General features: G+C 46.1%; 23 protein-coding genes. 18 read left to right on the forward strand and 5 right to left on the reverse strand.

What is annotated here, in order from left to right:
- The first annotated feature begins 106 nt into the window (after positions 1-106).
- Positions 107-934 carry an inositol monophosphatase family protein gene (locus EWH91_RS05975; RefSeq protein WP_129929124.1) on the forward strand — a complete coding sequence of 276 codons (828 nt, stop codon included), beginning with the start codon at positions 107-109 and terminating at the stop codon, positions 932-934.
- A gap of 17 nt (positions 935-951) precedes the next feature.
- On the opposite strand, the gene EWH91_RS05980 is transcribed toward EWH91_RS05975, so the two are convergent.
- Complete coding sequence (locus EWH91_RS05980) at positions 952-1,134, reverse strand: DUF5325 family protein (RefSeq protein WP_129929125.1); 183 nt, start codon at positions 1,132-1,134, stop codon at positions 952-954.
- 197 nt (positions 1,135-1,331) lie between these two features.
- On the opposite strand from EWH91_RS05980, the gene typA reads away from it, so the two are divergent.
- The gene (gene typA / locus EWH91_RS05985) at positions 1,332-3,185 is read left to right on the forward strand and encodes a translational GTPase TypA (RefSeq protein WP_129929126.1); all 1,854 of its coding nucleotides are present in this window, start codon (positions 1,332-1,334) and stop codon (positions 3,183-3,185) included.
- Between the two features lie 99 nt (positions 3,186-3,284).
- Here typA and EWH91_RS05990 read toward each other — a convergent pair whose 3' ends face one another.
- Positions 3,285-3,494, reverse strand: coding sequence for a YlaI family protein (locus EWH91_RS05990; RefSeq protein WP_129929127.1), 210 nt, complete (start codon positions 3,492-3,494; stop codon positions 3,285-3,287).
- Positions 3,495-3,647: 153 nt separating this feature from the next.
- On the opposite strand from EWH91_RS05990, the gene EWH91_RS05995 reads away from it, so the two are divergent.
- The 3 genes from EWH91_RS05995 to pyc all read left to right on the forward strand — a co-directional run bounded on the left by EWH91_RS05995 (position 3,648) and on the right by pyc (position 8,650).
- Positions 3,648-3,923: an Fpa/YlaN family protein gene (locus EWH91_RS05995; RefSeq protein ID WP_483315824.1), complete on the forward strand. Its 276-nt coding sequence runs from the start codon at positions 3,648-3,650 to the stop codon at positions 3,921-3,923.
- Positions 3,924-4,062: 139 nt separating this feature from the next.
- Positions 4,063-5,226, forward strand: a complete 1,164-nt coding sequence (locus EWH91_RS06000) for an FtsW/RodA/SpoVE family cell cycle protein (protein WP_129929129.1) — start codon at positions 4,063-4,065, stop codon at positions 5,224-5,226.
- Positions 5,207-8,650: a pyruvate carboxylase gene (gene pyc, locus EWH91_RS06005; protein WP_129929130.1), complete on the forward strand. Its 3,444-nt coding sequence runs from the start codon at positions 5,207-5,209 to the stop codon at positions 8,648-8,650. Before EWH91_RS06000 ends, pyc begins: the two co-directional genes overlap by 20 nt.
- A 112-nt stretch (positions 8,651-8,762) precedes the next feature.
- On the opposite strand, the gene EWH91_RS06010 is transcribed toward pyc, so the two are convergent.
- A complete protein-coding gene (locus EWH91_RS06010; protein ID WP_129929131.1) occupies positions 8,763-9,671 on the reverse strand; it encodes a COX15/CtaA family protein in 909 nt (302 codons plus the stop codon).
- Positions 9,672-10,088: 417 nt separating this feature from the next.
- On the opposite strand from EWH91_RS06010, the gene cyoE reads away from it, so the two are divergent.
- The 11 genes from cyoE (at position 10,089) to coaD (ending at position 17,099) form a co-directional block, all read left to right on the forward strand.
- Positions 10,089-11,045 carry a heme o synthase gene (cyoE, locus tag EWH91_RS06015; RefSeq protein WP_483315825.1) on the forward strand — a complete coding sequence of 319 codons (957 nt, stop codon included), beginning with the start codon at positions 10,089-10,091 and terminating at the stop codon, positions 11,043-11,045.
- Positions 11,046-11,233: 188 nt separating this feature from the next.
- The gene (locus EWH91_RS06020; protein WP_129929133.1) at positions 11,234-11,686 is read left to right on the forward strand and encodes a DUF6376 family protein; all 453 of its coding nucleotides are present in this window, start codon (positions 11,234-11,236) and stop codon (positions 11,684-11,686) included.
- Positions 11,687-11,772: 86 nt separating this feature from the next.
- Entirely contained in the window at positions 11,773-12,372 is a 600-nt protein-coding gene (locus EWH91_RS06025) for a GNAT family N-acetyltransferase (protein WP_129929134.1), read from the forward strand.
- A complete protein-coding gene (locus EWH91_RS06030; protein WP_129929135.1) occupies positions 12,369-12,896 on the forward strand; it encodes a spore germination YkwD domain-containing protein in 528 nt (175 codons plus the stop codon). The genes EWH91_RS06025 and EWH91_RS06030 overlap by 4 nt, the downstream gene beginning before the upstream one ends.
- 109 nt (positions 12,897-13,005) lie before the next feature.
- Entirely contained in the window at positions 13,006-14,067 is a 1,062-nt protein-coding gene (locus EWH91_RS06035) for a CAP domain-containing protein (RefSeq protein WP_240697272.1), read from the forward strand.
- Positions 14,068-14,193: 126 nt separating this feature from the next.
- Complete coding sequence (ylbD, locus tag EWH91_RS06040) at positions 14,194-14,631, forward strand: spore coat protein YlbD (RefSeq protein ID WP_129929136.1); 438 nt, start codon at positions 14,194-14,196, stop codon at positions 14,629-14,631.
- A gap of 6 nt (positions 14,632-14,637) precedes the next feature.
- Positions 14,638-14,886, forward strand: coding sequence for a YlbE-like family protein (locus tag EWH91_RS06045; RefSeq protein WP_129929137.1), 249 nt, complete (start codon positions 14,638-14,640; stop codon positions 14,884-14,886).
- Positions 14,887-14,964: 78 nt separating this feature from the next.
- Complete coding sequence (locus tag EWH91_RS06050) at positions 14,965-15,414, forward strand: YlbF/YmcA family competence regulator (protein ID WP_240697273.1); 450 nt, start codon at positions 14,965-14,967, stop codon at positions 15,412-15,414.
- A gap of 46 nt (positions 15,415-15,460) precedes the next feature.
- The gene (locus tag EWH91_RS06055; RefSeq protein ID WP_129929139.1) at positions 15,461-15,733 is read left to right on the forward strand and encodes a YlbG family protein; all 273 of its coding nucleotides are present in this window, start codon (positions 15,461-15,463) and stop codon (positions 15,731-15,733) included.
- A 302-nt stretch (positions 15,734-16,035) separates the two neighbouring features.
- Complete coding sequence (rsmD, locus tag EWH91_RS06060; protein WP_326407536.1) at positions 16,036-16,614, forward strand: 16S rRNA (guanine(966)-N(2))-methyltransferase RsmD; 579 nt, start codon at positions 16,036-16,038, stop codon at positions 16,612-16,614.
- Positions 16,611-17,099 carry a pantetheine-phosphate adenylyltransferase gene (coaD, locus tag EWH91_RS06065; protein WP_129929141.1) on the forward strand — a complete coding sequence of 163 codons (489 nt, stop codon included), beginning with the start codon at positions 16,611-16,613 and terminating at the stop codon, positions 17,097-17,099. The genes rsmD and coaD overlap by 4 nt, the downstream gene beginning before the upstream one ends.
- A 6-nt stretch (positions 17,100-17,105) precedes the next feature.
- Here coaD and ylbJ read toward each other — a convergent pair whose 3' ends face one another.
- Positions 17,106-18,299 (reverse strand): sporulation integral membrane protein YlbJ, encoded by a 1,194-nt coding sequence (ylbJ, locus tag EWH91_RS06070; RefSeq protein ID WP_129929142.1) that lies wholly within the window; start codon positions 18,297-18,299, stop codon positions 17,106-17,108.
- A 182-nt stretch (positions 18,300-18,481) separates the two neighbouring features.
- Here ylbJ and EWH91_RS06075 point away from each other — a divergent pair, with 182 nt between their 5' ends.
- On the forward strand, positions 18,482-19,510 hold the full coding sequence (locus EWH91_RS06075) for a SepM family pheromone-processing serine protease (protein WP_240697274.1): 1,029 nt from the start codon (positions 18,482-18,484) through the stop codon (positions 19,508-19,510).
- Between the two features lie 9 nt (positions 19,511-19,519).
- Here the strand turns inward: EWH91_RS06075 and EWH91_RS06080 are convergent, their stop codons facing one another.
- The gene (locus EWH91_RS06080; RefSeq protein WP_129929143.1) at positions 19,520-20,776 is read right to left on the reverse strand and encodes a nucleotidyltransferase; all 1,257 of its coding nucleotides are present in this window, start codon (positions 20,774-20,776) and stop codon (positions 19,520-19,522) included.
- Positions 20,777-20,956: 180 nt separating this feature from the next.
- Here EWH91_RS06080 and EWH91_RS06085 point away from each other — a divergent pair, with 180 nt between their 5' ends.
- The gene (locus EWH91_RS06085; RefSeq protein WP_129929144.1) at positions 20,957-21,472 is read left to right on the forward strand and encodes a YceD family protein; all 516 of its coding nucleotides are present in this window, start codon (positions 20,957-20,959) and stop codon (positions 21,470-21,472) included.
- Positions 21,473-21,481 lie beyond the last annotated feature (9 nt).

Here is a 21,481-nt window from a genome sequence, read left to right on the forward strand (position 1 = left end):
CGGTGATTTTTCTTTTTCAGTAAAAATGAGTTAGTATTTGGTATAAGGGAACAATAACAATATCGGTTTTGTATAAATGTGATGTTCAGGCGGGAGTGTGACAGTGATGAACAGGACTGACTGGATCAGCCTTGAAAAAAAAGTGACAGAATGGATCAGAGATGCAGGGAATAAATTGCGACGCTCCCTCTCCGGTTCTCTTGATGTTCATACAAAGAGCGCACATAATGATTTGGTAACGAATATGGATAAGGAAATAGAGCAATTTCTTGTTCAGCGTATTCATAAATACTATCCCGGACATCAGATTATCTCTGAAGAAGGGTTTGGCGATAAACCGACCGATACGGAGGGCATTCTTTGGCTGGTTGATCCCATAGACGGTACCATCAACTTTGTGAAACAAAAATGCTTCTTTGCCATTTCTATTGGTATCTATGAAAATGGGAAGGGAAAAGCAGCTTATATATATGATGTCATGAATGATGGACTTTTTCACTGTATCAGTGGCAGTGGAGCCTATCTGAATAATAAGAGACTTTCACCCTTGAAGCCGGTGAAAGTCGAGGATGCTCTGATTGATCTCAGTTCAACATGGATCAAGCCAAACAAGCGAATAGATCAGGATGTGCTGACGGATATCCTGCTTAAGTGCAGCGGGACACGTGCTTACGGGGCTGCTTCGATTGAACTGGCTTATGTAGCAGCCGGTTTAATTAACGCCTACTTCACGATGCGGCTCTCGCCCTGGGATTATGGTGCGGGGCTGATTCTTATTCATGAAGTCGGTGGTCAGACTACCCGGGCTGACGGTCAGCCGATAGATATCCTTTCAAAAAGCTCAATCCTTGCGGCAGCGCCGGGACTGCATCAGGATATGGTCCGGCATATCCGGTCGCAGGTTGCGTCCGGGAAATTTCTGCGTGAACCGTAACCCAAATCAGTTGTTGATCACGGGTTTTTCTTATCAGCATGCTGCTGGCGGCTTTTGACGAAAAAACCAAGCCACATGAACAGGATGACGGCAAATACGCTGAGCATGGTGACAACAGGATTACCATAGGCCAGACCACCGCCGATGCCTATCAGACTGGCAACAACCAGACAGGCGAGCAGGATGAACAGAAACTGCATGAGATCACCTCCTATGATCAATCATAGTGTCCCGTGAACGAAAGTACAATCAGGAAACGTTAGAGCCGGACATGAAAAAATGTTTCATCAGTCATGGGAAATAATTGACAGAACAGATAATGATGTGAGAAAATGGTGTGCATGTGTAAATTTTAGTCTGTCTGCCATTTTTGGAATAAATGAGGAGAGTAAGAAGAATGACAAAACGCAGGGAAGAGATAAGAAATATTGCTATCATTGCTCATGTCGATCATGGGAAAACGACATTGGTTGATAAGCTGTTGATGCAATCAGGTACTTTTCGTAAAAATCAGCATATCCAGACACGAGCGATGGATTCGAATGCAATCGAACGGGAACGTGGGATTACAATTCTGGCAAAAAATACCAGCCTGACTTATAAAGATCATACCATCAATATTGTTGACACGCCGGGACATGCGGACTTCGGCGGTGAAGTGGAACGGATCATGAAGATGGTTGATGGTGTGCTTTTGCTGGTAGACGCTTATGAAGGATGTATGCCGCAAACACGTTTTGTGCTGAAGAAAGCTCTGGAAGAACACTTAAAGCCGATTGTTGTTGTCAATAAAATTGATAAGCCGATGGCAAGACCAAAGGAAGTTGTCGATGAAGTGATTGATCTGTTTATCGATCTGGGTGCCGATGAAGATCAGCTTGAATTCCCTGTTGTCTATACATCTGCCGTCAAAGGTGTGGCAGGGACAGATCCTGATCATGTTGATCAGGATATGAGTGTCGTTCTGGATATGATTCTGAAGGATGTACCGGCTCCGGTTGATAATCGGGATGAAGGCCTTCAGTTTCAGGTCACAATGCTGGATTATAACGATTATGTCGGCCGTATTGGTATTGGCCGCATCTACAGAGGGAAAATTAAAGTCGGCGAAGAAGCGGCTCTCGTCAAAAATGGAGGAAAGAGTGTAGAGAAGTTTCGGATTACGAAGATCTTTGGCTTCTATGCATTGAAACGTGTTGAAATCAAGGAGGCTTATTCAGGAGACATTATCGCGATTACCGGGGTTTCCGATATTGATATCGGTGACACGATCAATGATGTGGATAAGATTGAACCCCTTGCGCCGCTCCGGATAGATGAACCGACAATGAAAATGACCTTTCTTCCGAATACCAGTCCTTTTGCCGGTCGGGAAGGAGATTATATAACCAGCCGGAAAATTGAGGACAGACTGATGCAGGAAATGGAACGGGATGTCAGTCTGAAAGTGGAACCCGCTTCAAATTCTCATGATTCATGGATTGTTTCCGGACGTGGTGAACTCCACCTGTCGATCCTGATTGAGACGATGCGCCGTGAGGGATATGAACTGTCTGTATCGAAGCCGACCGTAATTACAAAAGAAATCGACGGGAAACTATGTGAACCCTATGAATCCGTGCAGATTGACGTACCGGAAGAATATGTCGGTTCAGTTATTGAATCGATGGGCCAGAGAAAGGCTGAATTAAAGGATATGAGGCAGGACCAGCCAGGTCAGACCCGTCTGGTGTTCATGATTCCTTCGCGTGGATTAATTGGTTACAATCGTCAGTTCATGGCGGATACCCGCGGATACGGCATCCTGAACCACACCTTTGATCACTTCGCTCCGTTTATAAAAGAGGAAATCGGAGGAAGAAGAAATGGTGTGCTTGTATCCATGGATCAGGGTCAGACCACTGCTTATTCACTTGCATCTCTGGAAGATCGCGGAGAAATGTTTGTCGGACCGGGCGTCAATGTCTATGAAGGGATGATCGTCGGTGAACATAACCGGGAAAATGATCTGACGGTTAATGTGACCAAAGCGAAGCACGCGTCCAATGTTCGGTCCTCCACAAAGGATCAGACCGTAACTTTGAAAGAAGCGAGAAAGATGTCTCTTGAAAATTCCCTTTCTTATCTGAACGACGACGAATACTGCGAAATTACACCGAAGAGTGTCAGAATGCGTAAAAAAATCCTGAACAAGGGTGAACGTGAACGCTTCGAACGTCGCGGCAGCCGGATCCCGAAATATAACGGCTGAGGATAGAGTGAGAAGAAGAAAGGCCTGCGGTAATCCGCAGGCCTTTCTTTACGTTAAATCCTTCCTCACACAGATGTATGAGGGAAAACCGATCATTCATCACTTTTTTGATTTTTTTCTTCGTTTATTTACCGGCAGATGAAGCGTGAACTTACCTGTCGCCCAGCGAGCTCTCGTTTTTTCACTGATCCTTTTCCGGCATGATTCACACATATACGTATGAATGGGACGGTTTCTCAGTTTTTTCGCAAGAGGCGATTGATCATCCAAATAAGCTACTTTGTCACACAGGGCACATTTTACACGCATGAATTATACCCTCCTCCATACATTCAGTATAGCAGTTTTTATCATCCTGACGCATGTATCAGCATGATAATTCTTGATTTTTGCCTATATTGAAGGTAAGATAATTAATAGGTAGTTAACAACAGGCAGGGGGGAACCAAATTGTCCTTGGAAATGAAGATAAGCAGACGGGAGAGGGCCTGCGAGCTGCTTCACGCGGACGCGCATAAAATTTTGAAGCTGATCGGGGTACAGATGAAGAACCTGACATTGCCCCAGTGTCCCCTGTATGAAGAAGTACTGGATACTCAGATGTTTGGCCTTTCCCGTGAAATAGATTTTGCTGTTCGTCTTGGCCTTGTACGTGCTGATGAGGGCAAGGAACTCCTGAGTTCACTCGAGAGACAGGTATCCGCTCTGCATGAAGCAACAATGGCAGCACGAAAATAATTGCTCATTTGCTCAAACTTACACTCAATAGGGGGCTGGTTTGAGCTTTTTTATACGGATTTTTGATTGCATGATTCATGATTCTCCATATTTCTGCCAGATGAAATCATGTTGAGAACAGGTCTTTCAGGTGGATGTTATGTTAAAAAAACTGTTTCATCATTACGATTATTCCATGATTATTGTGATGCTGCTCTTAATCAGCTTTGGTCTGATTATGGTTTTCAGTGCAGGATCCATTTGGGCAGTATCCGTTCTGGATAAGACTTCACCAGGTTACTTCTTTATTAGACAGCTGATCTGGTTTTTAGTAGCTGTACCGATTGGACTGATCGGGCTGATTATGCCTTATCAGGCTTATCGCGCGCTGGTGAAACCTATGTTGCTTGTCACACTGGTTTTGCTGGTTCTGCTCATTTTTCTGGGGAATAATGTGAACAATGCCACATCATGGTTCCGTATCGGTTTTTTTAACATACAACCTGCTGAAATTGTGAAAATCACATTAATTCTCTATCTTGCGTCAACCTTCTCAAATAAGCAGAAATCGATTGATCATTTCAGTACAGCTGTTTTACCCCCGCTCAGTGTTGTCATGTTATTCTTTATGCTGGTCTGGATGCAGCCGGACCTCGGGACGGCCATGATCTTAATTGCCATTTCTGCCGTGATGATTGTCTGCTCAGGTCTGAAAATGAGCCATTTACTGTCCCTTGTCGGAGGGGCTGCAGCCGGTGTGGCGATATTCTTTATGGTTTTCCTGTCTGATAACCAGACGGGAAGATTTACAGCAGCGTATGATCCCTTTTCTGTAGCCGATACAACCGGGCGGCAACTGATTAATTCTTATATTGCCATTGCCTCCGGAGGGCTGACAGGAAAGGGGCTTGGGAAAAGTATAGAAAAGACAGGCTTTTTACCGGAACCTCAAACCGACTTTATTATTTCAATCATTGGTGAGGAACTGGGTCTGCTTGGCATTTTATTTGTCATATTATGTATCGCCTATCTTGTGTTCCGCGGCTTTGTTACTGCCATACGCTGCAAAGATGTATTTGGAAGCCTTATTGCGATTGGGATCTCAAGCATGATGGCCATTCAGACGTTTGTCAATCTTGGCGCAGCGACCGGCCTGATACCCGTAACAGGAGTGACATTGCCATTTGTCAGTTATGGGGGCTCTTCGCTGATCATCATGGTTTTTTCCATATGTGTTCTTACCAATATTTCCGCATTTGTCAACATGAGAAGATCAGGCAACAGACATGAAGGGGAGAGAGAGAATGTTAAAGCGTCCTATTAGGAAGTTGCTCGTCGCAAACCGTGGTGAGATTGCGATTCGTGTATGCCGTGCGTGTAATGAACTGGGGATACGGACTGTCGCGATTTATTCCAAAGAAGATATTGGATCCTATCATCGATATAAAGCGGATGAATCCTATCTGACAGGTAAAGGGAAAAGCCCGATCGAAGCCTATCTGGATATCGATAGTATTATTGAAATTGCCAAGTCTCATCAGGTCGATGCGATTCATCCCGGTTACGGCTTTCTTTCAGAAAATGCAGACTTTGCCAGACGATGCAATGAAGAAGGTCTTATTTTTGTCGGACCGAAGCCGGAGCATCTGGAGATATTCGGTGATAAGGCGAAAGCACGGGCCGCTGCGGTTAATGCCGGGATTCCGGTGATCCCCGGTACCGGCGGACCAGTGTCGTCTGTTGAAGAGGTGAAAGATTTCGGCAGAGAACACGGTTATCCGATTATCATTAAAGCTGTGCTGGGCGGCGGCGGCCGTGGGATGCGCATTGTACGCAGCGAAAAGAGTGTGGATGAGGCCTTTGCCCGCGCCACATCTGAGGCGAAACAGACATTTGGCAAAGAGGATGTCTATGTTGAAAAATATTTGGACAACCCCAGACATATCGAGGTACAGGTCATCGCAGATCAGAGCGGTGAAACCGTCCATCTCTATGAACGCGACTGCTCCGTTCAGCGTCGCCATCAGAAAGTGGTCGAAGTAGCCCCGAGCAGAGGACTGGGTGAGAAACTGCGTCAGGAAATATGTGAAGCCGGCGTGCGGCTGATGAAAAGCGTCAACTATCTGAATGCAGGGACTGTTGAATTTCTTGTTGTCCCTTCCGGTGCGTATTATTTTATCGAGGTCAATCCCCGTGTTCAGGTCGAACATACTATTACAGAACTGATTACGGGGATTGATATCGTTCAGTCTCAGATTCTGATTGCCGAAGGATATGGCCTTCATGAGCGTCCGATTCTGATCCCTGAACAAAAGGATATCCATACAACCGGTTATGCCATTCAATGCCGTGTCACAACGGAAGATCCGAGCAACAATTTCATGCCGGACACCGGGAAAATTGTGGCCTATCGCAGTGGTGGCGGTTTTGGCGTACGTCTTGATGCGGGCAATGCCTTCACCGGTTCGGTCATTACACCCTATTACGATTCACTTCTTGTTAAACTGTGTACGTGTGCGAGAACCTTTCGCGGCACTGCAGCAAAAATGCTGAGAAATCTGAAAGAGTTCCGAATCCGGGGAATCAAGACCAATATTCCCTTTCTGGTTAATGTTGTTCAGCATCCTGATTTTCTCTCCGGCAATGTATCCACAACGTTTATTGATACGACTCCGGAATTATTCGTATTTGAAAAGAGTCTTGACCGCGGGACAAAAATGTTATCGTATATCGGGAATGTTACCATAAATGGTTATCCCGGCATACCCAAAAATAAGAAACCTGTATTTGATGTCCCCCCCGTACCAGACGTGAAATTATCTGACCCTTATCCGAGAGGCACAAAACAAATTCTCGATGAAAAGGGAGCGAAAGGGGTTGCTGACTGGGTAAAAAACCAGCACAGAGTCCTGCTTACCGATACTACCTTCAGAGACGCTCATCAAAGTCTGCTGGCTACGCGCATGCGCAGTAAAGATATTACCAGAATTACGGCTCAGACGGCCCATCTGTTGCCGAACCTGTTCTCTGAGGAAGCCTGGGGCGGAGCAACTTTTGATACGTCGTACCGTTTCCTGCGTGAGGATCCCTGGGCAAGGCTGAGAATCATCCGCAAAAAAATGCCAAACATTCTTCTGCAGATGCTCCTTCGCGGATCTAACGCTGTCGGGTATAAGAATTATCCGGATAATCTGATCCGAGCGTTTGTCAAAGAAGCCGCAGCACAGGGAGTAGATGTATTTCGCGTGTTTGACAGTCTGAACTGGCTTGACGGCATGCGCGTGTCACTTGACGCAGTCATTGAGAGCGGGAAGATTGCTGAAGGCACCATGTGCTACACGGGCGATATACTGGACGGGAAACGGACAAAGTATAATCTGGATTATTATAAAAAACTGGCAAAAGATCTTGAAGCAGCCGGAGCACACATGATCGGGATTAAGGATATGGCCGGACTGCTCAAACCTGAAGCGGCATACAGACTGATTTCCGAATTAAAGGACACCGTATCTGTTCCCGTCCATCTGCATACTCACGATACGAGCGGGAACGGGATCTATACCTATGTCAGAGCTGTTGAAGCAGGGGTTGATATCGTTGATGTGGCCGTTGAGGCTCTGGCGGGCATGACCTCTCAGCCAAGTGCCAACACACTCTATTATGCGCTTTCAGAGAGTGACAGACGTCCGGATGCGGACATTTCAGCACTTGAGTCGCTGAGCCATTATTGGGAAAAAGTGCGTAAGTACTATTTTCCTTTTGAAAGCGGTATGCAAACTTCAAATGCGGAAATCTATAAACTGGAAATGCCTGGAGGTCAATACAGCAATCTGCGTCAGCAGGCGATTGCTGTTGGTCTTGGTGACCGGTTTGAAGAAGTGAAAGAGATGTATCGCCGGGTCAATCAGATGTTTGGAGATATTGTTAAAGTCACTCCATCATCCAAAGTGGTTGGCGATATGACCTTATATATGGTACAGAATGATCTCACTGAAGATGATATCTACGAAAAAGGAGAAACAATGGATTTTCCGGATTCGGTCGTTAGCTTCTTCAAAGGAGAGCTTGGTCAGCCCTATCAGGGATTCCCGAAAGAACTGCAGAGTATCGTGCTGAAGGGACAAAAACCTCTGACAGAACGTCCCGGGAAATATCTTGAGCCGGTCAACTTCAAGGAAGTTCGGTCGACACTTGAGGAGAAATTTGACAGGAAATTCAGAGACTGCGAGGTCCTTTCCTATGCGCTCTACCCGAAAGTATATACGGATTATCTCCATTTCTGCGAGTCTTACGGAAAAATAGGGGTGCTGGAAACACCGACATTTTTCTACGGTCTGCGTCTTGGTGAGGAAGTTGCTGTAAATATTGAGGAAGGTAAAACGTTGATCGTCAAACTGATTTCAATCGGTCACCCTCAGAAAGATGGCATGCGAACGGTTTATTTTGAACTGAACGGACAACCCCGTGAAGTATCCATTAAGGATATGAACGTGCAGTCGACTGAAGTGGCGCATGCCAAAGCGGATAAGAACAACCCGAATCATATTGGCGCAACGATGCCCGGAACGGTTGTAAAAGTGCTCGTGACCTCAGGTGAACGCGTAAAGAAGGGGGACCACCTGCTTGTTACCGAAGCGATGAAAATGGAGACCACCGTTCAGGCGCCGGCTGATGGGACAGTGAAAAAGATATATGTTGATGAAAATGATGTGATTGAAACCGGCGATCTGATGATTGAATTACAGTGACTGCGAAATAAAAAGAAGTGAGGGACATAGGTTCCTCACTTCTTTTTATTTATTCAGGTGATTCAAAAAGGTCCGTCTGACCAATCTGATCGTGAACAGGATAAAGTCGGACTTATTGCTCGGATCTTCGCAGACTGAACATCAGAAGAATCATCAGAAGCCCGAAAAACAAGGTAACGAATAAGGCATGGAGTAAAAGGAATATCAGTGCCATCTCTGTCTGGATAATGAAAATGCCGGACACTGCCTGGAGCAGAATCAGTATCACCGAGATAAACAGGATAATGGACAAGCTTGGCGTGCTGCTGTAACGTTTCATGACAACGACTAAAGTCCAGATTAGCCAGATCAGAAGGACGAGCGCCAGAATTCTATGCAGATATTGAACCCCTGCTTTGCTGATCCATGTTTCGGGGAATACACGCCCATTACAGAGCGGGAAATCCGTGCAGCCGAGCGATGATTCGGTATGCCGGACGAATGCCCCTGAATACAGCAGAATATATGTATAAATACTCAGCAGGATAAAATTCCATGTCATCCCCTTCTTAATGGGTGGCACCACTCGATGAGCATGTGCATCCGTTTCTTCAAAAACCAGAACAGTGATCAGGACCTGACTTGCGAAGGAAAGCAGAGAGACCCCGAAATGGAGCGCAAGCACAACTGAAGATTGTCCCCAGACCACGGCGCCCATCCCAAGAAACGCCTGCAGAAAAATGAAGAAGACGGCTGCGATGGAAAGAAACCGTGCTTCTTTCACCTGTTTCAGCCTGAACCAGATCCAGACCGACACAACAACGACAAGAATGGCTGTGATTCCCGATACGACCCGGTGACTGAATTCAATCCAGGTCTGATGCGCGGTTGAGGAGGGAATCACTTCACCATTACATAACGGCCAGTTGTTTCCACACCCATAAGCCGAGCCCGTATTCGTAACAAGTGCTCCCATCAGAATGACAACCAGCACAGCAAGGGCGCTGGCAATACTTAATACCCACAGTAGACGGTCTTTCATATCTATCACCTTTTTCTGAATTTTAATTGAAAGAGCTTATACGGCGTATCCTTCTCAGGAAGGAGAACTTAGCCGTGGCCTGCCTTTCGCCTGATTTCTGCCAGGTGACTGAAATTGAGCCGGAACAGGCATGCACGGGCAGGCACTCAGGCATTTCACTGATTGATCATACGCGCACATCACTAGTTTAACAGATTTCGGGATACTGATGATCAATTGTTACTCATAAGTGTGACGCTTATCATTGCATTGTGTTAAATTCAAGACAAAGCATTCCAGATCATATATAATAAATGTGAAAGCTGTTTACTGAAAAAAGGGAGACGTCATTATGTCTCCTTTCATTCGGAAATTTTAAACTAATCAATAGAATAAATAGCTGAACGCATGAGTCGCAGGTTGCAGCCATGCGTCCCGATGAAAGAGGGCAGACAAATGAACAAAACGATGGTTACAGAACAGCAACTGGAAAGGAATACTGCCTCCTATGATCCTCCGGCTGAGCGGCATCTTATAAAAGATGTTCTGACAACCATAAAAATAGGTATCGTCAATTCAAATCTGATGACCGCTTTTACAGGTGTCTGGCTGGCTCTTTACTTTACCGGACAGACTCTTTCTGATTTCCTCTGGCCGGTGATCTTTGTCATGGCTGGCACAGCACTGGTCATTGCCGGCGGCTGTTCTTTGAACAACTATATTGACCGGGATATTGATCCCCTGATGGTACGGACACGTGACAGACCCTCTGCGACAGGGAGGTTCAATGGATCGACAGTGCTCAGAATGGGGGCCTTCCTGTCACTGGCCGGGCTGGTCCTGCTTCTTACTGCTTCACCGGCCGCAGCATTGTTTGGTTTGATCGGACTTTGCACTTATGTCCTGATCTATACCATGTGGCTGAAACGAACCTACTCGATCAACACCGTTGTGGGCAGTTTCGCCGGTGCCGTGCCCCCGCTTATCGGATGGGCGGCGATTGATCCCTCTATGGCTTCACCGATTCCGTGGACTCTGTTTCTTATCATGTTTTTATGGCAGCCGCCTCATTTTCTTGCACTGGCAATAAAAAAAGTGGAAGATTATCGACGCGCCGGAATACCGATGCTGCCCGTAGTGGCAGGTTTTGCGATCACTCAGCGTCAGATGGTTATTTATGTTGCGGTACTGATTCCCGCTTCGTTATTACTTTATCCCCTTGGTGTTTTTTATTTAACAGCTGCGCTGATTATGGGGGCGGGATGGCTTGGCTATGCGGTTTATGGTCTGTTTACGAAAAACAGGGCCAAATGGTCAAAAGTCATGTTTATCCTGTCTTTGAATTATATGACTCTTCTTTTTCTGACCATGATTGTTGCCACGTTTTTTGACTGAGACTGATTACTGTTCACCTGCCGGAGAGGATACGCCCCCTCCGGTTTTTTCACGATAAAAACATTTTTTTCGTGTACGTGCAGCCGGGGTATTGCCGGCGCCAGGCTTCTTTTATCCTCTTGTATTTTCACTTCAGCTGCAATATCTGGAAAATAAAAGTCTTATATTTATCGGAGGGACAGATATCTATGAAAAAGATGGAACGCCTTTTACTGACCGGTTGCATGGCCCTGATCCTGACGGGCTGTTCCCTTCTCGAAGATACCAACGATGTCCTGACTTACGTCAATCAATCCACTCAGTATGTCAGTAAGGTAAGCAGCTTTGCACAGGATCTGCCTTCGCTTTCAGGAAATGCGATAACAGACAGGCAGGCGCAGCGCCAGCTTAAGGAAGAGTTACAGACCATGGAGGAAGATATTTTGAGTTTTAACGAACAAAAAGCTCCGAAAATAGTCAGTGACTTGCATGATCAGATGATTACACAAAATGAAAAACTCCGGGAAGGCATTAACGGGATGCAGGCACAGCTTATAGACGGCAGGCTGACTCCTCAGTTCCTGCACGATTCAGGAATGATGCGTACCATTGAACAAATTACCGGCATCTATAATCAAATTCAGCAGTTTGGCGGTGAGTAGTCCGCTGCGGCTTTTTCTGGAGCATGTTTGCACGCGATCCGAAATAGACTAAACAGGAGATTAATATTTCTGGAGGGCGTGTGCGTGTGAGCAAAATAATAAAAATCATGCCGGAAGATGCCGGCCGTTTATTACCTCTTATCACTCAACTGTCGCGGGAAAGTGATTTTATTCCGGAGTTATTCCGAGAGGCCATCATGTCGAAAGCTGATCCGGAAAACATGCTCCGTGCCCTTCTGAAACAGAATCATATGACGGTTCTTGCTGAAGAAGATGGAGAGGTGATGAACGGTTATCTTCTTCTGCAGGGGAATCGTTTGCCACAGGCGATGCATCGGGCAGAGATCATGCTGGCTGTTCGAGGTGATCGGAGAAGGCAGGGATGTGGAAGAAGACTTGTTCATGCAGCGGAAGTTCAGGCAAAAGAAAAAGGCATTGTGCGCCTGGAACTGACGGTGGCCTCTGTCAATCGGCCGGCTATGCTTCTGTTTGGGACTTCAGGCTACAGGGTTGAAGGGATCCGAAGAGGGGCGCTGAAGGTCGGGGAAACATGGATTGACACGTTTTATATGGCTAAATGGCTGGGATCAGACGAGAAATTCAGTGGAGAAAAACGTTTATCAGCCGCAGATACTGGCGAAAATGGGTACGGATCATCATTTTTCGGCAGGGAGGATTCAGTGTGAAAAGAATCTGCAGCGGACTGCTCGTTTTTCTTTTTCTGTTCCTGGCAGAGAGCGGGATATCGGGGCCTTTTTTTTCTTCTTCCCTGGGACAGGCTGCCAATACACGCAGCATCGCCGAGGTGAAGCCTTCAGAAAAGCATTTTACACCTGTTGGTGCATTGGAGAAACGGGTGGCTGAAGAAATGAATCAGCAGCGGAAACGGATTGGCCTCACTCCCCTCGAACCCGACTGGGATTTGTTCCGGTTTGCGCGCCGTGAAGCAGAAAAACTTGCCTCCGGTAAATCGCGCAGGGTGAAACCGGAAAACATTGAACGCCTGATGCACAGCCTGGGAAGAGGATCCGTCAAAATCGATGTGCAGGTCCTTCATCTCACTGCTGAAGAAGTTAAAAACCCGGATCAGATACTCAGGCAGTGGAGAAATCAGGAACAGATCAGTATGGACCGGGAATACAGCCTGACAGGTGTCGGCCAGGCTTCACTGAAGCACGATAAAATTCTGGTTATTCTGTATGGCGAGTGACGCGCTATTTCCGAAAAAAAATGGGAAAAAGGAACATTTCCTGTATTCATACGTAAATAGTACCAGTATAATGACTCTGAGACAATCATGAGGAAAGAAGGGGAATCGTATGCGCAAAACCAATATCGCTATTTTTTTGATTGCTGTAATGGTTTTTGCAGCAACTTTTCTCCTCAGTCTGGTCAGTTTTCCTGAATCAGACGAGTCAGACTCCAATCAGGATCCGAGAACGACTGCAGGTTCTTCGCATATGGAATCCGATTTTAAGGTTCCGAAAAGTGGTATTCACACCTTTATCGGTAAACAGGTATCCGAAATTACCCGGGATTTAGGTGAGCCGGAGCGGATCGATCCAACCCCATTCGGTTATGAGTGGTATATATACGGAAGAAACTCTGAACGTTATCTGCAGATTGGTATTGACAATCAGACCCAACGGGTGACGACGATCTATGCCCTGGGTAAAGAGCTGTCCATTCCCCCTTTTAAAATGGGTGAGGCATCACAGAAAGTTTACTCACAGGTCCGGGTCAGTGATACGCCTTCTCTTAATTACAGAGGGACATCGATTCATTTTGAATTAAACGAGGAAGATATGATGGTCCGTCCTCTGATTAAATTTGGGAAAGGGTGGGTTCAGCTTAACTTTGACCATGTGACCGACCGGCTGGCCGGGGTAAGATATATGACGACAAAGGTACTCGCTGAACAGCATCCCTATTCCATGACCTACAGCGGGCAGTTACCTTCGCCTCAGGAAACACTTAATGATAAGGAATGGGAAACGGTTAATCAGGCAGAAGATAAGCAAATTCTCGATATGAGTAATGTGTTCAGAAAGAGGTTCCATCTCGAACCCCTGAGATGGAGTGAAGCAGCACATCGGGCAGCCTATAAACACAGCAGAGAAATGTATACCAAAAAATATTTTTCACATGATTCAAAGTGGTCAGGTGATTTAAGCGCCAGACTGAAAAGGGAAAACATCCGGTTCAGAGCTGCCGGTGAGAATATTGCTGCAAAATATCCGGACGCCGTCGCGGTCACTCTTGGCTGGCTGAACAGTATCGATCACAGGAAGAATCTTTTAAGTGACATGTATACTGAACTGGGCGTTGGCTCTTATAAAAATTTTTATACACAGGATTTTGTCACGCCTCAGGATTTTTAAATGGATTGAATAACAAACCTGCTGACGGCACAGAAGCCCTCCTGCATGAATATAATGATTCTGGAAAAGAATGCGCTGATTGGTCCTTGAGCTGTAAAGGACCCGGCGGGAAGGAGGGCAATAGAGATGACTGAAGACAGAACGAACGATGCAAAGAAACGTTTTAAAGCTTTTTTACGCCGAAATCCCAAGATCATTACCTATGTTCGGGAGCATGATAAAAAGTGGAGCGAAGTCTTTGATGATTGGGTCATCTTTGGTGAATCCCATGAGATCTGGGAAAAGTACGGGGGACGTTCGAATCAGTCGGATCAGTCGGATCAAAAAAAAGAAACAGGCGCGCAACTGTCATGGCATAAAATTCTGGAAAAAGTAGACCACATTGATACCCGGCAATGGCAGGAGAGGCTGAATACGCTGAACGGTGCAATTACCGGAATTCAGACCCTCATTGGCCAGTTCAGGCAGGAGACAAAAACAGACAGTCAGGGACAGGGGCAGAGCGGGCAGGACAGATCTCTTGAAGACGGACGCAGACCGCCATTCTATTTCAGAAGGGATTGATTCCGGATGAGACCGGAAATTCAGCAATATCTGCATGACAGACCCGAGGAACTGATATTTGTACGGCTGCATCCCGAATGGTACAGGATATTGTCCCGATCGCCATGGGAAACAGGCCGGCTTAAAAAAGCGGCAGATCTTTTCTATGGGCGAACCATGAGCCAGAGACTTGATCGTTTCAGCGAAAATGCAGCTATGATCTCCATGCTGATGAGTATGGCCCAGTCAATGACGTCGAAAAATACAGGAGAATGAAGGGTGAAGTCTGACGGATGAATGGAACTTTCCATTCATTTGTTGTATATTTTAGTTAAGTCGGAGGTGGGGAATATGATGGTTACAATGGAAAGTGTGTCGTTACTTGACGAGGCGGAACAACTCGCTGATATGCTGACACACTCAGAACTCTATGAGAAATATATGATTTGCAGAAATCATGTTGCAGCCAGCTCCTCAGCACAGCAGGTTATTCGTAAATTTAAAATCATCCGTGAAAAATATAATGAAGTGCAACGTTTTGGAAGATATCATCCTGATTTTAAAAAGGTAATCAGGCAAATGATGGATGTCAAGCGGGAAGTTGACTTGCATCCCGTGATAGCCGATTATAAGCATGCAGAGAAGGAACTGGACGATCTGCTTGGACAGGTCAGCCTTGAACTTGCACGATCTGTTTCCAAGTCTGTCAAAGTACCAACCGGTGATCCTTTCTTTGACCGTGCATGCAATGCAGGGTGCGGTGCCGGTGGTAAGTGCAAATGCCGCACAACCCGTTCGGCATAAGCGGAATATCCGGATAGAAAAAGCTGTACAGAGGTGTTCATATCATATGCAGATCCAAGAGAGAGATGGTTTAATCATCTGGCTTTATCATACGAAGCACCTGCGTATTCTGAAGCGTTACGGGTATCTACATTACGTTTCAAAAAGAATGAAATATGCGGTATTATATTGTAACCATGAAGCGACGAATTCCGTCGTTGAAAAATTGTCTAAACTTAAATTTGTCCGGAAGGTTGACTATTCTCATTTGCAGGAGATAAAGACGACATATGAGAATGGGAAAACAGAGAACGAAGAAAGAGACAGTGTCTTTAATTAATATGGTGCGCAGGTTGCAGGCGCCGCCGGAGGTTTCGTTTTTCTGAACCATTTTTTCAACAATAGTTTTTCCTCTTCTTTTAAAGTATGAAAAAACCCCGCAGACAAGCTGCGGGTGTCTTCATGCATCAACAGATGCAAGACAATGGGAGAGGAGAAACCGGCGGAAAACTTATGGGGAAACGTAAGTATCCGCGGTTGGGCCAACATCACTAGAGATGTTGCCAGCAGCTATTATTCACTTGTTTGCGTGTTTCTATACATGAAGGATCTATTTTCGAAAGGATTGTCTGACATTTGAGAGTGATTGCCGGAGAAAACAGAGGAAGGGCGCTTAAAACCGTTTCCGGACGGATGACGCGCCCGACCACGGATAAAGTAAAGGAATCGCTGTTTAATATGATCGGCCCTTATTTTAATGAGGGCTCTGTACTTGACCTGTATGGCGGAAGCGGCGGACTGGGTATTGAAGCCCTGAGCCGAGGCGCGGATTCTGCGGTATTCGTTGACAGGGCAGCAGCAGCCTGCCGGATTATCAGCGAAAATGTGGTTCACTGCGGCTATTCCGATCGCAGCAGGATCTATCGTCTTGATGCGCTGATGGCACTGGAAAAACTGGCTGAAAACGGTTACACCTTTGATTATATTTTTCTGGATCCGCCCTATGCAAAAGAACATCTTGTTCAGGATATAGAGAGGCTTCTCAGTAGAAACCTGCTGAACCATCAGGCTTCGATCATTGCCGAACACGATGTTCAGGTCAGCCTTCCTGAATCGTTCGGAGAGGCGCTCAATGTATGGAAACATCGGACCTATCAGGGAAGAACGGCCATAACGATATATCAGTTTAAAAAGGATAATCAGGGAAGTGATTCATTGTGACAGAAAAGACAGCCGTATATCCAGGCAGTTTTGATCCGGTGACTTACGGACACCTGGATATTATAAAACGCGGTCTTTCCGTATTTGATCACATCATTGTCGCTGTATTGAATAATTCAAGAAAGGATCCGCTGTTTTCAGTCGAAGAGCGAGTGGAGATGCTTACTGAAGCAACGAAAGATCTCAGACATGTCACAGTCGATTCATTTGATGGTCTCCTGATGGATTATGTACATAAAAAAAAGGTATCCATCGTTTTACGTGGATTAAGAGCAATATCTGATTTCGAGTATGAGCTTCAGATTGCTTCAATCAATAAAAATCTTAACCCGGAGATTGAAACATGTTTTATGATGACCAGTAACCGATTTTCTTTTCTAAGTTCCAGCATGGTCAAAGAAGTGGCTAAATATGGAGGTTCTGTGCATGGTCTGGTGCCGGATGTCGTCGAAACGGCGATCCGGAATAAATATGCGAATCAGTAACAGCGCTCACTGATGCCTCCCGGACTGCATTCTTTTCAGCAGAATAAGAATGAAAAGGATCAGGACTGAAGCAGTCATGATGGGTCCGAGCTGAATTTCGGAATAAACGGGCGAGCCGGCAGTCGCTGGAACAGCAGATGGTCCCGTCATCTTTTCTCCGATGTGCAGCATGTGATAGAACAGGAAGGCTGCGATACCGGAAAGTATGGCGTGAATCAGCCGGCCGATGAGGAACGGTTTCGCACTGAGACCGGCCTGAGAAAGAATACTGACCGTCTGAGCCTGGATGGAAAAACCGCAGAAACCCAGTAAAGCACTGCCGACAATTACCCGTTCCAGCACAGGGGCGCCTGTTACCGCAACTTCATGTACCCCGATAGTCATTTCAAAGATTCCCGGCAACAAGGCCTGACCGAGTTCCGGTGTCAGTCCTGCTAATTCAAAAAGTGGTCCAGTAATCGAACCGATCCAGGTTACCGTTCCGGTTTCTCTGAACAATTGGTAAAGCATGGAAAACAGCATGATAAATCCACCTATTACAAGTAATGTACGGACGGATGAGATCACGGCATCTCCCAGCATTTTACCGAGGGGCTCGTATCTGATCATTCGTTCACTGTGCATGCTTCTCAGTGCTCTTGCAAATAATGAGAAGTGACTATGGGTTCTTTTTTTCTGAAAAGGTAAGGGCTTATATGCCCGCATGATGAGTCCTACCCCGATATTTCCGAAATAATGAGCCAGTGCAAACACGATGCCGAGCGAAGCCTGGTGGAAGAACTGTACGGCCGTCACACTGAACAGAAAGAGGGGGTTACTGAAATTTGTAAAGCTGGATAACCGCTCTGCCTCAGATTTTGTCAGTTTCTGTTCTTTATACAATTGGGCAGTCATCCGTGCACCGGCCGGATAGCCGGAAACAAGACCCATCATGAACACAAATCCGCCAATACCCGGAACCCTGAATACCGGCCGCATGACCGGTTCAAGCAGAACGCCGGCAAACGTAACAACACCAAAACCGATCATCAGCTCGGTCAGAACAAAAAAAGGAAACAGGGCAGGGAATACGTTCTCCCACCACATTTGCAGACCCTGAAAAGAGGCACGTACGGCCGTCTCCGGATAAATAATCATTAAAAGGGCAATGCCTGCGGAACATATTCCGAGAAAATAGGTTGCGTGTCGTGTACGTCCCATGAGATTCCCCTTTTCTATGTATCGCAGCGGTGCGGACTTCTTGTCCTATATCACATATACTTAACTGACCTTTTAAGTAGACCAAAAACAGGAAATATCTCATAATAAAATAAGTACATATATCATCCCGTTTCTGCAGACTAAGGTCATGCCCTGCAGTGTGATGAGAGGAGGCTGGTTGTTTGCGAAAAAGGAGAAGAATTATTCAGGGCCTGATTATGGTCCTGGCCCTGACGCTGCTCACATTATTTTTCATCAGGCTTCCTTATTTTGTACAGAGCCCCGGAAAAGCCCAGTCCATGGCCGGTATGGTAAAAGTCAGTGATGCTTATCCCGTCAATGGTAATTACAGACTGGTATACATATATCTGGGTCAGGCCAATATTTATCAATATCTTTGGGCCAAATTTGACGGAAACAAGTACACGACTCTGATTCGGGAAAAGAATATCCGGCTGCCCGATGAGGATGATACAGCGTATAACCTGCGACAGAAAAATTACATGACCGGTGCCCAGCAAAGTGCTGCGTATATTGCCTATAAAACGGCTGGAAAACATCCGAAACTTGTACAGCAGGGGGTGCTCGTTCTTGATGTGATCCCCTCCATGCCTGCAAGCAAGGTGCTGAAGAGCGGAGATGTCATTATCGGCATGGGAAACCACAGGATTACTTCGATTAAGGATATGAATGCGCTCATCGGAGGGAAAAAGGCAGGGGATCGCCTGGCTTTGACGATTGTCCGGAACAAGCAGGTAAAAACCGTTTCTGTTGAAATTGGAAAATTTCCGAAGCGTCTTGCCGAAGCCGGAAAAAAAGAAGGGATCGGTATCTATCAGAGTGAACAGGCCAAAGTGGATGTCAATCCGCCGGTGAAATTTGATATTCAGAATATTGGCGGTCCTTCAGCCGGTCTTATGATGACACTGGAAATTTATGATCAGCTGACGAAACAGGATCTGGCGGCGGGGAGAGATATCGCCGGGACAGGAACGATCGAGTTAGATGGTTCAGTAGGACCGATCGGCGGCATTTCTGAAAAAATTGTCGGAGCAGATCAATCAGGGACAGATATCTTTTTTGCCCCTGTAGCTGAGCATGAGTATGAAGCAGCGAAAAAAACGGCTAAAGAGATCGGTTCTGAGATGAAAATTGTCCCAGTCAAAACGTTTGAAGACGCCGTCCGTTATCTGGAAAAGACGAGGAACTGATCATGTCTCTTACTGGCGGGAGCTTCCATTACCTTGAAAAAGACCTTTGATTTCGTTGAAACGGAGGGGGATCTGGCCTGTGTCCGGTAGGAATGACGAAGCTCTGCCGGAAATGAAATCATAAATCCCGGCAGCCCGCAAATCAGCGTCCAGAAGCGGAGGGTGATGTTTATGAATTTTTGAAATCAACGGGACCTGAAACTGTTTACGCATGTGGGAAAGCCAGTTCTGCCCTTTCGAATTCATACCGAGCGGCCGGAGATATGATAGCTCACCCTTCTGTGCAGGTTCCCTGACTTCCTCTTTTAGCGTGTGCGTCAGAATATGCGTTGAGAGCCTCTGCAGTCGCGACCAGGTATAACGTTTCGTTTTTACCATACCAATAAACTGTCTGAAACTTTCAGCTGATCTGATGCAGGACAGAAGGCGGTGTTCTATGCCCTCCTCACACTCATAGATTTCTTTCAGCTGCAAGGGTGTAGAAGACAGAAGCCGATACTTCAGATAGGGAAAACAAGCATTCCAATCCATCAGACAGCCGGATGTTTTCCGGTTCATCAGTAAAGAATAAACATAATCAGGGACCTTGTTTTCCAGACTTTCATCAGCCTGTTGATTCAGTAAATGACTGCGGATACTTGTTGAACTGGCGATGCGGGCATCCTGATGGAAACCAGGGTCACTGTGGTCAGACTGGATTCGTTTCAAGGTGATCGGAGTCATGGAACTGTTCAATTTTCTTATCGCCCGGATGTAGTGGAAGCCGAGGCTGTTATTCGGCTGGGTCAGATCAATCGTATTTTCCGCTTCCCTTTCAGCTATCAGACGGTAGGCCGCTGCATGTGCATTAGGATAACTCAATCCCGTATGCAGAGCATTCATTAACGCACGATCATATGCGGCATGGTGTGCTTCAATCAGATCGACGGTTCGGATAAATGCATCGATCCGGCCGTCTTCGCTGCCGAATATCAGATGTGTAGCCCCTGCCTGATCCAGAATGGAAACGGCTCCGAGCGCAAAAATATCTGCCTTTCCGACAGAAAAAATATAAGGCAGTTCAAACACCAGATCAGCCCCTGCTCTTAGTGCCCATTGCGTTCGATCCCATTTTGACAGAACGGCCGGTTCACCGCGCTGGACAAAATCGCCGCTCATGACAACGATCATCAGATCGGGATGAAGTTCGTGGCGGATCCAGTTCAATTGATAAAGATGCCCGTTGTGCAACGGATTATATTCTGTTATGATTCCGGCTATTTTCATCGATTCTGCATCCTTTTCGAGTAATAGAAGAGCTCACCTGAGTCATTTTATCATAATTATACCTGTATAAGAAAATGGCCGGCCGGTTAACCTGTATGAATATGAAAAGCAGTGTGACACTGATTGACATTCTTTTGGGCAGATATTATAATAACATTTGTTGTCTAGAGGTGGTACCCTATGTCTTTATCATGGACAGTTCCCGAATTGCTGAAACATAAGCAGGAAGGATTGGCATTTCACGAAAAGGTTCATTTGCCTCTGGAACTTTTTCAAGCGGATCCTGAAGTAAGAAAAGTATCTGTGGTTGACGCTGAGGGGGACGTCCAGTTCTCCAAACGGTCGTTTACCTTTTATCTGACGATCAGCGGCTCGATGGTTCTGCCTTGTGCCGTAACTCTGGAAGACGTTGACTATCCCTTTCAGACACATACTTCAGAAACGTTTCTGCTGCCGGGTTTCGATAATTCTGAGGCCCCGGAAGACACGTTTGTTCATCGGATAACAGATGAACAAATTGATCTTGTGCCCTACGTGGTGGAAGCCATACTGGTAGAGAAACCTATGCGTGTGGTCAGTGAGAAGGCTAAGTCTGCCCGGCTTTCCGGTGAAGGCTGGTCGCTGGTTACTGATCAGACGAAGAAACAGCAGATTGATCCAAGGCTGGAAAAACTGAAGAAGTTTTTTGACGATTAAATAGATTTT

It is taken from the genome of Sporolactobacillus sp. THM19-2 (assembly GCF_004153195.1).
GTDB lineage: Bacteria > Bacillota > Bacilli > Bacillales > Sporolactobacillaceae > Sporolactobacillus.